Annotated in this window: 11 protein-coding genes; 2 read left to right on the top strand and 9 right to left on the bottom strand. The window is 70.1% G+C overall.

Annotated features, from left to right (window positions below; genetic code table 11):
* The first annotated feature begins 247 nt into the window (after positions 1–247).
* Positions 248–661, top strand: coding sequence for a hypothetical protein (locus HDA45_RS24810; protein WP_184899130.1), 414 nt, complete (start codon positions 248–250; stop codon positions 659–661).
* 120 nt (positions 662–781) lie between these two features.
* Here HDA45_RS24810 and tsaE read toward each other — a convergent pair whose 3' ends face one another.
* From tsaE to glmS, 8 genes are all read right to left on the bottom strand, one after another.
* Positions 782–1246 (bottom strand): tRNA (adenosine(37)-N6)-threonylcarbamoyltransferase complex ATPase subunit type 1 TsaE, encoded by a 465-nt coding sequence (gene tsaE, locus HDA45_RS24805; protein ID WP_184899128.1) that lies wholly within the window; start codon positions 1244–1246, stop codon positions 782–784.
* On the bottom strand, positions 1246–2343 hold the full coding sequence (locus HDA45_RS24800) for an alpha/beta fold hydrolase (protein ID WP_184899127.1): 1098 nt from the start codon (positions 2341–2343) through the stop codon (positions 1246–1248). Before HDA45_RS24800 ends, tsaE begins: the two co-directional genes overlap by 1 nt.
* Positions 2340–3479, bottom strand: coding sequence for an alanine racemase (alr, locus tag HDA45_RS24795; protein ID WP_184899125.1), 1140 nt, complete (start codon positions 3477–3479; stop codon positions 2340–2342). Before alr ends, HDA45_RS24800 begins: the two co-directional genes overlap by 4 nt.
* 28 nt (positions 3480–3507) lie before the next feature.
* On the bottom strand, positions 3508–4599 hold the full coding sequence (locus tag HDA45_RS24790) for an ABC transporter ATP-binding protein (protein ID WP_184899123.1): 1092 nt from the start codon (positions 4597–4599) through the stop codon (positions 3508–3510).
* Between the two features lie 4 nt (positions 4600–4603).
* Positions 4604–6031 (bottom strand): xylulokinase, encoded by a 1428-nt coding sequence (xylB, locus tag HDA45_RS24785; protein WP_184899121.1) that lies wholly within the window; start codon positions 6029–6031, stop codon positions 4604–4606.
* Entirely contained in the window at positions 6021–6836 is an 816-nt protein-coding gene (locus HDA45_RS24780) for a DeoR/GlpR family DNA-binding transcription regulator (protein WP_184899119.1), read from the bottom strand. Before HDA45_RS24780 ends, xylB begins: the two co-directional genes overlap by 11 nt.
* A 221-nt stretch (positions 6837–7057) precedes the next feature.
* The gene (locus HDA45_RS24775) at positions 7058–8503 is read right to left on the bottom strand and encodes an NAD(P)H-hydrate dehydratase (protein ID WP_184899117.1); all 1446 of its coding nucleotides are present in this window, start codon (positions 8501–8503) and stop codon (positions 7058–7060) included.
* 14 nt (positions 8504–8517) lie between these two features.
* A complete protein-coding gene (gene glmS, locus HDA45_RS24770) occupies positions 8518–10380 on the bottom strand; it encodes a glutamine--fructose-6-phosphate transaminase (isomerizing) (protein ID WP_184899115.1) in 1863 nt (620 codons plus the stop codon).
* Positions 10381–10508: 128 nt separating this feature from the next.
* Between glmS and HDA45_RS24765 the strand changes: the two genes are divergently transcribed.
* Positions 10509–11333 carry a dienelactone hydrolase family protein gene (locus HDA45_RS24765; protein WP_184899113.1) on the top strand — a complete coding sequence of 275 codons (825 nt, stop codon included), beginning with the start codon at positions 10509–10511 and terminating at the stop codon, positions 11331–11333.
* Positions 11334–11573: 240 nt separating this feature from the next.
* Here HDA45_RS24765 and HDA45_RS24760 read toward each other — a convergent pair whose 3' ends face one another.
* Entirely contained in the window at positions 11574–12110 is a 537-nt protein-coding gene (locus tag HDA45_RS24760) for a hypothetical protein (RefSeq protein WP_184899111.1), read from the bottom strand.
* Positions 12111–12123: the final 13 nt, after the last annotated feature.

Here is a 12123-nt window from a genome sequence, read left to right as displayed (position 1 = left end):
CTACTCTTTCGAGTTACAGCATCGGAATCCGATGACCCGGGGTGAAGTGCGCCGACCGCTCGGCGCAGAATCCAGCAACCTTTCACTTACCGCCCCGTAGGTCCGGAAAGTTCGTCCACAATGGCTTGTGTTGCGGCTCAGCAACAACCGAATGCCGCGCATAAAGGAAGCGGCTCCCCGTGCCTGGGGAGCCGCTTTGAAGTTCAACAGCTCCACCAACCCGAAAAGTTTTATGGAGGCGTCAAACATGACCAGCGTAGCGCCGTGTTCCGGCGGTATGCCAGAGGAGCCACCCCAGCCGCAGGCGATGACCCCGGATACGAACCAGGATCACCGCGACGGGTGTCACCCGGCAGAAGTCACTCTCGACGAATTGCTCGACCTGGCAGGCGAACCGGTCGGCATGGTCACCGACCCCGCTTGCCGTCGAGTGCATCTCCGTCCCGCGGCCCACTGGCCCGATTTCTGGCGAAGCACGTTCTTCGGCAGCAAGGAGAACAGCAGGCGTGTCCTGCTCTACTGGTTCGCCTTGATCGCCGCGCTGCTCGCGCTGGCCATGGTCGCGACACCCGCCGCGCAAACCGGCATGATCGGCCTGTGCGGCTTGTGGTGGCTTCACCGTCGCCGCGGGCCGCGGGCCGAACCGGTCCCCGCCGCCTAGGAAGCAGGGTGCGCATGCCGCTGTGGGTACCAGCGGCATGCGCACCCCCGAGCCCGCTTGGGGCATGGAGGGGACGTTCCGCCTGGACGGCCCTGACGCGGCATCCGGGTGAGATCGCGTTTAGCCCGCTAAACGCAGGTCGGGCGCGCGGGAAGCCCAGGTGCCGTGCGGCTCCAAGGTGACCTCACGGACGTCGTCCTCGCGACGATCCAGGCGCACGACGAGGTAATCGTCCGAAAGGCGCTCCGCCGCTCCCTCACCCCATTCGACGACCAGGGCGGACCGCTCCAGTTCGGTGTCGAGGTCCAGATCGTCCAGCTGCGAGAGATCCCCGCCGAGCCGGTACGCGTCGACGTGCACCAGAGCCACCCCGGGCTCACCCGCCGGATGCACCCTGGCGATCACGAACGTCGGCGAGCTGACGCGTCCGCCGACGCCGAGACCGTCCGCGATCCCGCGGGTCAGCGTCGTCTTGCCCGCGCCGAGCGGTCCGGCGAGCAACACCAGATCGCCCGCGCGCAGCGAACGTCCGAGCGCTCGCCCGAAATCCATCGTCGATTCGGGAGTCGGGAAAGCGAAGTTCATCAGCGTTGCCACCACCAGGTTCGCCGGTCGGAAGATTCACCATCGGTGCCCGTGCACCGTTGCACCAAGTCGATCAGGTGGCTGTTCACCAGTTCGGGTTGTTCCAGCTGCACCATGTGTCCCGCTCCGCGCACGCGCACCAGCTCCGCGTCCGGTAGCTCCGCCGCGATCCGCTCGGCGTGCGCGATCGGCGTGAACCGGTCGGAATCCCCGCCGACGACCAGCACATGCGCGTGCTTCAACCCGGCGAGCGCGGCGTACCGGTTGTGGCTGCCGAGCGTGTCGACGAAGTTCACGAGCCCGCGCACCGGCGTCACTTCGAGCATTTCCAGCATGAAGTCGACGAGTCGCGGAGACACGTCTCGACTGCCGAAAGCCAGCCTGCGCACGGCTTGCCGAGTCAGCTGTCCTCCGGCCGCGCGCACGAACTCGACGAGTCCGGGTTGCCAGCCGGCCAGCCCACCGACGCCTCGCGTGAGCGGGTTGTACTTCGAAAGCAGCGACCGCGGCAGTCCCCGAGCACCGACTTCGCCCGCCGCGGTCGCGATGAACGCGACACCGCCGACGCGGTCGTCGAACAGCTCGGGATGCTCCGCGGCGAGCTCCATGATCACCATGCCGCCCATCGAGTGCCCCATGAGCACGATGGGCCCTTCCGGCACCACCGAGCGCACGACCATGTCGAGGTCGCGCGCCAGCTGCTCGATGGTGCTGGTTTCGGCGGTCGCGGCGCCGGATTGCCCGTGCCCACGATGGTCGTAATAGACCTGACGCACGCGCGGAAGCTTCAGCGACGCGAGGTCTCGCCGCTGAAAATGCCAGCAGCGCTTCGACAACGCGAAACCGTGCACGCCGACGACGGTCAGCTCCGGTTCGCCCCCATCAGCCGGATCGATCTCCTCGACCGCGAGCGGCGTTCCGTCCTCCGCCGCCACGGTCGATGTCCGGTCCGGTTCAAGATCCCCCAACGGCTCGTCCACGAACGGATCCTCATTCTGCCGCCGCTGCTGTGCGGCGACGGCGATCGCGGCGGCGGTGCCGGTGGCCACCGCCCCGACGCCGCCGACGATGGCCAGCAGTCGTCGTGAAGGTGTCACGAGCCTGCCTCCAGATACGTCCGGTGGATTCGCGGGCGATACATCGAGGTCACGATCTCGTAGTCGATCGTCCCCAGCTTGTCAGCCCATTCCCTGGCCGTGGGCTCGCCAAACTCGCCCTGGCCGAAGAGGATCACTTCGCTGCCGACGGCCGGTTCGTCGTCTCCGCAGTCGACGACGAGCTGGTCCATGCACACGCGACCGACCACCGGACGGCGACGTCCGCCGAGCCAGACGTCCATCCGCCCGGACAGCGAGCGCGGCACGCCGTCGGCATACCCGACCGGGACCAGGGCGAGGGTGGTGTCGCGCTCGGCCGTCCAGGTGTGGCCGTATGAGACCGATTCGCCGGACGCGATGCGCTTCGTGAGCACGACCGACGATTTGAAGGTCATCGCGGGGCGCAGGTCCTCGGCGGCGGGCACCGGGTTCAGCCCGTAGATCCCGATCCCGGGACGCACGAGGTCGAAGTGCAGGTCCGGCCTGGTCAGCACGGCGGCGGAGTTCGCGAGGTGCCGCATCGGGTTCAAGCCCGCCGCACGGGCGATGTCGTAGGCCTCGTCGAACCGCTTCGCCTGCGCGTCGATGGACGGGTGGCCGGGATCGTCGGCGCAGGCGAGGTGCGACCAGATCGCGACGACCTCGACGAGCGGCTTCGCGGCCGCCGCTGCCTTGACCAACGCGGGCCATTCCGCAGGTGGGCAGCCATTTCGGGAGAGACCGGTGTCGATCTTGAGGTGCACCCGCGAGATCGCGTTTAGCCCGCTAAAGTCGCGCGCCCGGCGCGCGCCATCGGCCACGCGGGCGAGTTCGCCGAGGGAGCTGACGGCGACGTCGATGTCTTCGGCGACCGCGGGTGCGAAGTCGGCTTCGGGGGTGTCGAGCCAGCTGAAGAGCCGGGCGCCGATTCCGGCGCGACGCAGCTTCAGGGCCTCGTCGAGAGAGCAGGTGCCCAGCCAGGTCGCTCCGCCCTCGATGGCGGCACGCCCGGCCTCGACGGCTCCGTGGCCGTAGCCGTCGGCCTTGACCACGGCCATCGTCTGGGACCCGGGGGCACGGGAAGCGAGCAGGGCGACATTGTGCCGGATGGCGGACAGGTCGATGACGACCTCGGCACGCGGGAAACTGGCGGTCATAACGACCACCAGTTTCCCACGAGCGGGCTCAGGACAGGCGCGCCCCGTCAGTGGCGGAGAACACGTGCAGCTCGTCGGGACGGATCCGCAGGTGCAGGGTGTCGCCCATGGTCGGCGGCTTACGCGGGTCGACCCGGGTGACGACGTTCGACTTCGTGCCCTCGGCGTCGGTCTCGGCGAGCTTGCCGTAGACGTACGCGTCCGAGCCGAGCTCCTCGACGAGGTCGACCTTGATCGGCAGCGTGCCGTCTTCGCTGGTCGTCACCTCGAGCGACTCCGGCCGGAAGCCGAGGGTGACCGTGTCGCCCGAAGCCTTGGCGAGGATCTCGCGGGTCAGCGGCACCCGCGCGCCACCGAGCTCCGCACCGTCTTCGGTGAGCTTCGCGGTGACGAGGTTCATCGCGGGCGAGCCGATGAATCCGGCGACGAAAGCGTTTGCGGGCTTGTCGTACAGCGCGCGCGGGGTGTCGCACTGCTGCAGGAGACCGTCGGAGAGGACCGCGACCCGGTCGCCCATCGTCATGGCCTCGACCTGGTCGTGCGTGACGTACACGGTGGTGACGCCGAGACGGCGCTGCAGCGCGGCGATCTGCGTACGCGTGGAGACACGCAGCTTCGCGTCGAGGTTCGACAGCGGCTCGTCCATCAGGAAGACCTGCGGCTCACGCACGATGGCGCGGCCCATCGCGACACGCTGGCGCTGACCACCGGAGAGCGCCTTCGGCTTGCGGTCGAGATACTGCTCGATGTCGAGCAGCTTGGCCGCGTCGAGCACCTTCTGCTTGATCTCCGAAGCCGGGCGGCCCGCGATCTTGAGCGCGAAGCCCATGTTCTGGCCGACGGTCATATGCGGGTACAGCGCGTAGTTCTGGAACACCATCGCGATGTCGCGGGCGCGCGGCGGCAGCTGCGTGACGTCGCGGTCGCCGATCCACACGGCGCCTTCGTCGATGTCCTCGAGGCCGGCGAGCATCCGCAGGCTGGTGGACTTGCCACAGCCGGAAGGCCCGACCAGCACGAGGAATTCGCCGTCGGCGATCTCGAGTTCGAGTGCGTCCACGGCGGGCCGCTCGGAACCGGCGTAGCGCCGGGTCGCCTTGTCGTAGGTGATCGTGGCCATCGGTTCAGTCCTCTTTCGGTTTCGCGGAAATGCCGTGCCCGAGTTCGCGGGCCTCGAGATGCCGTTGCTGGATCCGGTGTCCCTCGGCGCGGTCCGCCTCGGTCGGTTCGAGCGGGGTGGTGCCGTGGTCTTTCTGCCAGCGGGGAGGTGCCGTGCTGGAAGCGAGGGCCCAGGCCGCCTGCCGCGCGGCGCCGACCGCGACGTACTCGGCGACCTCGGGGATGACGACGGGGACGCCGAACACGATCGGCGCGACAGCCCGGACGGCGGCCGACTGCGCGCCGCCGCCGATCAGGAGCACTCGGCGGACTTCGAGCCCCTGTTCGCGCAGGGCGTCGAGACCGGCGGCGAGGCCGCACAACATGCCTTCGACGGCGGCGCGGGCGAGGTTCTCGGGCGTCATGTTCGCGCGGGACAGGCCGAAGAGGGTGCCCTTGGCGTCCGGGAGGTTCGGCGTCCGCTCACCGTCGAGGTACGGCAGGAAGGTGAGACCGCCGGAGCCCGGCGCGGCCGCGAGCGCCAGCTTGTCGAACTCCGCGAGTTCGACGCCGAGCATCGCGGACGTGGCGGTGAGCACGCGGGCGGCGTTGAGGGTGCAGGCGAGCGGCAGGAAACGGCCGGTGGCGTCGGCGAATCCGGCGACGATGCCGGACGGGTCGGCGCTCGCGGCCTCTGAGACGCCGAAGACGGTGCCGCTGGTGCCCAGCGAGACCACGACGTCACCGGGAGCCAGTTCGAGGCCGAGCGCGGCGGCCATGTTGTCGCCTGTCCCCGCCGAGACCAGGATCCCGTCCGGCGTGTGGCCCGCGGCTTCGGCGGGGCCGAGGACCTTGGGCAGCTCGGGAGTGCGGCCGCCGAAGGCGTGCGCGAGGAGGTCTTGGCGGTATTCGCCGGTCGCGGGCGAGAAGTACCCAGTGCCGGAGGCGTCGCCGCGGTCGGTGACCGGCTCGGCGCCGTCGCCCAGCAGCCGCCAGGTCAGCCAATCGTGTGGGAGGAGGACGCGGGCGACGCGATCGGCCAGCTCGGGCTCGTTCTCCGCCATCCACCGCAGCTTCGTGACGGTGAAGCTGGCCACCGGCAGCGAGCCGACGGACTTCGCCCAGTTCTCGGGACCGAGTTCGCCGCCGAGGTCTTCGGCGGCCTTCGCGGACCGGGTGTCGTTCCACAGCAACGCGGGCCGGACGACCTCTCCGGCTTCGTCGAGGGTGACCATGCCGTGCTGCTGACCGCCGATGCCGATGGCGCCGACGCCGTCGAGCAGGCCGTCCGTGGCCTCGCGGAACGCGTCCCACCACGCGGAGGGGGCGACCTCGGTGCCGTCAGGGTGCGAAGCGCGGCCGGTGCGGACGATCTCGCCGGTGTTCGCGTCGCAGACGACGACCTTCGTCGACTGGGTCGACGAGTCGATTCCGGCGACCAGATCAGATTTCATATTCCGGCCCTTCCGGATCGCATTCGATCTGCTCGATGGCCGTTCCCGCGTTCAGCGCGGCCTCGATCTCCTCGGTCGGCGTCAGATCGTCGGTGATCAGGAGGTCGTAGTCGCCGATGTCGCCGTGCGCGAAGGTGGCCGTGCGGCCGAACTTGGAGTTGTCGACGACCAGGACGTTGTGGCTCGCGGTGCGCAGCGCGGCCTTCTTGAGCGCGGCGTAGTCCTGGACAGGGTGGAACAGGCGACCGACGGCGACCGCGGCGACGGAGACGAACGCGATGTCGGCGTGAGTGCGCTCGAGGAACGCGAGGACGTCCGGGCCCGCGCACGAGTCGAACTCGTGGTGGTACTTGCCGCCGGCGAGTACCACCACGACGGTCTTGACCGGGCCGAGGATGCGGGCGGCTTCGAGCGAGTTGGTGATGACGGTGAGGTCTTCGATCGCGCCGAGGCGGCGGACGAGCGGGAAGAGCGTCGTCGAATCGTCGATGAAGACCGTCTGGCCGGCGTGGACGTGCGCCGCGGCGGCCTCGCCCAGTGCGTCCTTCGTGGCCTGGTTGAAAGTGTCACGGAAACGGGCGGCCGACTCCATGGTCGTCGCCGGGTAGGCCTCGACCTTGCCACGCAGTTTGCGGAGGAGACGGCGCTCGGCGAGGTCGTCGAGGTCGCGGTGCATCGTCATCAGGCTGACGCCGAAGCGAGTGGTGAGGTCGTCGATGCGGACCTCGCCGGTGGCGATGACGTGATCGAGGATCTCCTGGCGCCGGTGCTCGACGGCGGCGTCCGAAGGCCTGGTCTTAGACATGGGCGACACCGTTCACGACCCGGACCATCGCGGTCTCGGCGGGGTGGGTGTCGGCGCTCACACCTGCTTCTTACCAGATTATTCGCCCGGAGTTAACATGTAACTCGATAACTTCGGCATTTTCCTCACCTCGCCCTTCCGCCCGACGACGTGCGTTTAGCCCGCTAATCGCGTTCTGGGGGCAGGTGCCCGCAGAGCGCGTTTAGCCCGCTAAATGCAGGTCAGGGCACCAGGGAACGGACGGCGCGAATGGCGTCCGAGACGGCACCGAGGATGCCGGACGCCGAGGTCGGCGCGCCGTCGGCGGCCAGCGACCCGGCAAGGGAGTGGACGTGCGCGGCGGCACCCGCCGCCAGCCACGGGTCGAGCCCGGCGGCGAGCAGCGCCCCGGCCAGACCGGACAGCACGTCCCCCGAACCCGCCGTCGCGAGCCACGATCCCCGCGGCGTGTTCACCAGCACGCGGCCGTCCGGCGCCGCGACCACCGTGCAGTGCCCCTTCAAGAGCACGACCGCGTCGTACTTCCGCGCGGCCGCCCGCGCCGCCGCGACCCGATCCGCTCCCGGCGGTGAACCCATCAGCCGCTCGAACTCCCCCGCGTGCGGGGTCAGCAAAAGCGGCGTGTCCGGGTCGCGCGCGTCGAGCACGTCGGGCGAGCGCGCGATGATCGTCGTCGCGTCGGCGTCCGCGCACACCGGCACCCCGCGCCCGAGGACGAACCTCAGCACTTCCCGCCCCTCGTGCCCTGTCCCGATCCCCGGCCCGACGACCCACGCCTGCACCCGTCCGGCATCGGTCACCGACCCCGTCGCGATGACCTCGGGCCAGTGTCCGCGCACCACATCCGCGGCGTGCCCGGCGTACCGCACCAGCCCGGACGTCGCCCGCACGGCGGCGCCCGCCGCGAGCACGGCCGCACCCGGGTACGTCGCGGATCCCGCGGCCACCCCGACCACACCTTGGCTGTACTTGTCGTCGCCCGGCCCGGGCACCGGCCACGCCGCGGCGACGTCGGCCGTGTCGAGCCGCCGCAGATCGGGTTCGCCGAGTTCCGGCCGCAAGCCGATGTCGACCAGGGCGATCTCGCCGCAGGAGGCGGGTGCGAGAGCGTGCACCGGTTTGAGCGCGCCGAAAGTGACCGTGCGGTCGGCGACGACCGCCGGCCCGTCGACGGCGCCGGTGTCCGGATCCACCCCACTCGGCAGATCGACGGCCAAGATCGGTGCGCTCACGTGCTCCAGCAGCGCGGCGGCATCCGTCCGCAAGGGTCCTCGCGCCGAAATCCCGACGATCCCGTCGAGGACGAGGTCGGCCCGGCTAATCCACTGTGGACCGTCCTCAACGGACACAATCCTTCCGCCGGATCGCTTCAAAGCGGCCAAACCAGGCCCGTGAGCGCGTTCGGGCTTCAACAGGATCGCCGAGACGGCCACGTTGCGACGGCGAAGGAATGCGCCGGCCCACAAGGCGTCACCGCCGTTGTTCCCCGACCCGACGAGCAACGTCACCCGCCGCCCGGACACCGAACCCGTGTGGTCTTCCAGCATCTCCGCGGCGTGCACCGCGAGGCCGAACGCCGCGCGTCGCATGAGCACGCCGTCGGGAGTGACGGCGAGCAACCGGTCCTCCGCCGCGCGAATCCGTTCCGTGGTCCAGATTCCCTGCACGACGCCTCCGGTCTTTACTCGACGGTGACCGACTTCGCCAGGTTACGCGGCTTGTCGACGTCGTACCCGCGGGTGCGGGCGATCTCCGCCGCCAGCACCTGCAGCGGAACCGTCGAAACCAGCGGCTGCAGCAGCGTCGGCACGGCCGGGATCTCGATCAGCTCGTCGGCGAACGGGCGGACGGTTTCGTCGCCCTCCTCCGCGATCACGATCGTGCGGGCGCCGCGCGCCTGGATCTCGCTGATGTTCGACACCAGCTTCGAGTGCAGCACCGCGCGCCCCTTCGGCGACGGCATCACCACGACGACGGGCAGGCCGTCTTCGATCAGCGCGATCGGGCCGTGCTTGAGCTCACCGGCGGCGAAGCCTTCGGCGTGCATGTACGCCAGTTCCTTGAGCTTCAGCGCACCTTCGAGGGCGACCGGGAAACCGACGTGACGGCCGAGGAACAGCACGGCCTTCGAGTCGGCGATCCGGCGGCCGAGGTCGCGGACCTGGTCCACAGTGGACAGGACCTTCTGCACCGCGGCGGGCATGGCCTCGAGCTCGGCGAACTCGCGGGCGACCTCGTCCGGGTACTTCGTGCCACGGGCCTGCGCGAGCGCCAGGCCGACCAGATAGTTGGCCGCGATCTGCGCGAGGAAGGCCTTGGTCGAAGCGACGCCGATCTCCGGACCGGCATGCGTGTAGAGGACCGCGTCCGACTCGCGCGGGATCTGCGCGCCGTTGGTGTTGCAGACGGCCAGGACACGCGCCTTCTGCTCGCGCGCGTGGCGGACGGCTTCGAGGGTGTCCGCGGTCTCGCCCGACTGCGAGACGGCGACGACCAGGGTCGCGCGGTCCAGCACGGGGTCGCGATAGCGGAACTCGCTGGCCAGCTCGACCTCGACGGGGAGGCGGCACCAGTGCTCGATGGCGTACTTGGCGACGAGGCCCGAGTGGTACGCGGAACCACAGGCGACGACGAAGACCTTGTCGACGTCACGCAGGTCCTGATCGGAGATGCGCTGCTCGTCGAGGATGATCCGGCCGCCGTCGAAGTGACCGCGCAGCGTGTTCGCCAGCGCTTCCGGCTGCTCCTCGATCTCCTTGAGCATGAAGTACTCGTGGCCGCCCTTTTCCGCGGCCGAGAGGTCCCAGTCGACGGTGAACGGCTTGGCCTGGGCGGCGTCGCCGTGGAAGTCCGTGACCTCGTACCCCTCGCGGGTGATCACGACGAGCTGGTCCTGGCCGAGTTCGACGGCCTCGCGGGTGTGCTCGATGAACGCGGCGACGTCGGAAGCGACGAAGTGCTCGCCTTCTCCCACGCCGACGACCAGCGGCGAGGAGCGACGGGCGGCGACGATGGTGTCCGGCTGGTCGGCGATGGTCACGACCAGGGTGAACGCGCCTTCGAGACGACGGCAGACCGCGGCGACGCTGGCCGGGAAGTCGCCCTTAGTGTCGCCCTCGGCGTAGGCGCGGGAGATGAGGTGCGCGGCGGTCTCGGAGTCGGTGTCGCTCGCCATCTCGACGCCGTCGGCCTCGAGCTCGGAGCGCAGGGCGGCGAAGTTCTCGATGATGCCGTTGTGCACGACGGCGACGCGCTGGGAGGCGTCGCGGTGCGGGTGCGAGTTGCGGTCGACCGGGGCGCCGTGGGTGGCCCAGCGGGTGTGGCCCATCCCGGCGGTGCCGGTGAAGGCGTCCCTGCCGACGGTTTCGAGCTGGTTCTCCAGGTTGGCCAGGCGGCCTGCCTTGCGCTCGACGTTCAGCGCGCCGGCGCCGTCGAGGACCGCCACGCCTGCCGAGTCATAGCCGCGGTACTCCATCCTGCGCAGGCCGCCGATGACGACGTCCAGAGCCGGGCGGTGTCCTACGTATCCCACGATTCCACACACGGCCACCAGCCTAACGACGGAAATCCGGCCGTTTCGCGCGGGCGCCCGCACTCGCGTTTAGCGGGCTAAACGCGATCCGCGGGGCGGCGCGCGGGCCGGACGCGGGTGCGGGCAGTAAGGTCACGAACATGGCCAGCAAGCCCAAACAGCTGCTCGCGGAGCTGTCCCACCCAGGTCCGCACGAGGTGCTGCGCGGCAACCTCGCCCTGGTCGGACTGCCCGGCGTCGTGTTCACGCCCCGATCCGGGCTCGGTCTGCCCGCGATCGCGTTCGGGCACGGATGGCTGCAGCCGACAGGGAGCTACCGGCACCTGCTCCGGCACCTCGCGAGCTGGGGAATCGTCGCGGCGGCTCCGGCCACTCAGCGCGGGCCGCTGCCGTCGCACCGGCTGCTGGCCGGCGACCTGCTCACCACGCTCGACCTGATCACGACGGTCCGCCTCGGACCGGACGGCATCAGCGTCGACCCGGCGAAGCTCGGCCTGGCCGGGCACTCGACCGGTGGCGGCTCGGCCATCCTCGCCGCCGCTCAGGCGGCTGAGAACGGCGAGCGCCCCCAGATTCGCGCTGTCGCGACCATCACTCCCGCCCAGACGCTGCCGCCGGCGACGGTGTCCGCCCAGTCGGTGACCGTGCCCGGCCTGCACCTCGCGGCGAGCGAAGACCTGGTCGCGCCGCCTGTCGGACATGCCGAGGCCATCGCGGACGCGTGGGGCGGGCCGGTGCAGCTGCGGACGCTCGGGAAGTCGTCGCACCTCGGTGTCACCGAAGGCAAGCACTGGAGCCAGCTGCTGCTGCACGGGAAGCCGCACCGCGGGACCCAGCAGCTGACGAGGGCGCTGTTCACCGCGTTCTTCCTCACTCACCTGACGGGGACGACGAAGTACCAGCCCCTCCTGGACGCCGACGTCAAGCGCGCCCCCATCGAAGCCCAGGACGAGCCCGCCGCCTGACCTGCTCCCCCGGCCGACCTGCGTTTAGCGGGCTAAACGCGATCCGGGCCCCGGACGCGCGCCCGGTTACTTAGCCTTCCTACGCGTCACGTTTAGCCCGCTAAAGTCGCCCCGCCCCAGGCGAGCGCACCCCGCCGCCGGATCGCGATTAGCCCGCTAAAGTCGACGCGGGCCGGGCGAGCGGAGTGAGCAAGAAGGGCCCGGCTCTGGTGAGCCGGGCCCTGAAGTGCGGTGAAGCGGTCAGTCGACCATCCACGAGTTGTTCGAGAAGTCGTCGTCGTCGAAGCCTTTGTCGTCGCGGGCGTGACGGCCTCGACGACGCGCGGGCGTGCCAGGCTCTTCGGGCGCCCCGGCACTCGGAGCGGGCGTCGGCGCCGCAGGCGGCGGGACGTCCACGGTCGCCGGCATCCCGGGCACCCCCGGCGCGACCGGAGGAGGCGGCGGAGGCGCCTGTCGCGACGCATCGGGACGGCCACCGAACTCGGCGAACCGGGCGTCCGGCTTCTCGTCGTCCTCGATGCCGAATCCCATCGTGTGGCTGCGGTCGGCGGTCGTCTTGCCGGTCAGCCAGCCGCCCGCCTCCTTGCTCCGCTTCCCCAGTTCCTGCATGTGAGCCGCGTACTTGTCGTGGACGGCGGCGTCCTTCTGCATGGTTTCCATCGCCTGGGCCTTGGCGTCGGCGAGGTGCCGCTCCCGAAGCCCGCGCTGCTCCTGCTGCTCCGTGATGGCGGCGTCCTGCCTCGACATGGCGGCCGCCAGCCGATCGACAGCGCTCATCGGTCCTCCCTCG

The sequence above is a fragment of the Amycolatopsis umgeniensis genome (assembly GCF_014205155.1).
Taxonomy (GTDB): domain Bacteria; phylum Actinomycetota; class Actinomycetes; order Mycobacteriales; family Pseudonocardiaceae; genus Amycolatopsis; species Amycolatopsis umgeniensis.
Note: the sequence above shows the minus strand (reverse complement) of the source record. Positions and strands in the feature narration are given on the sequence as shown.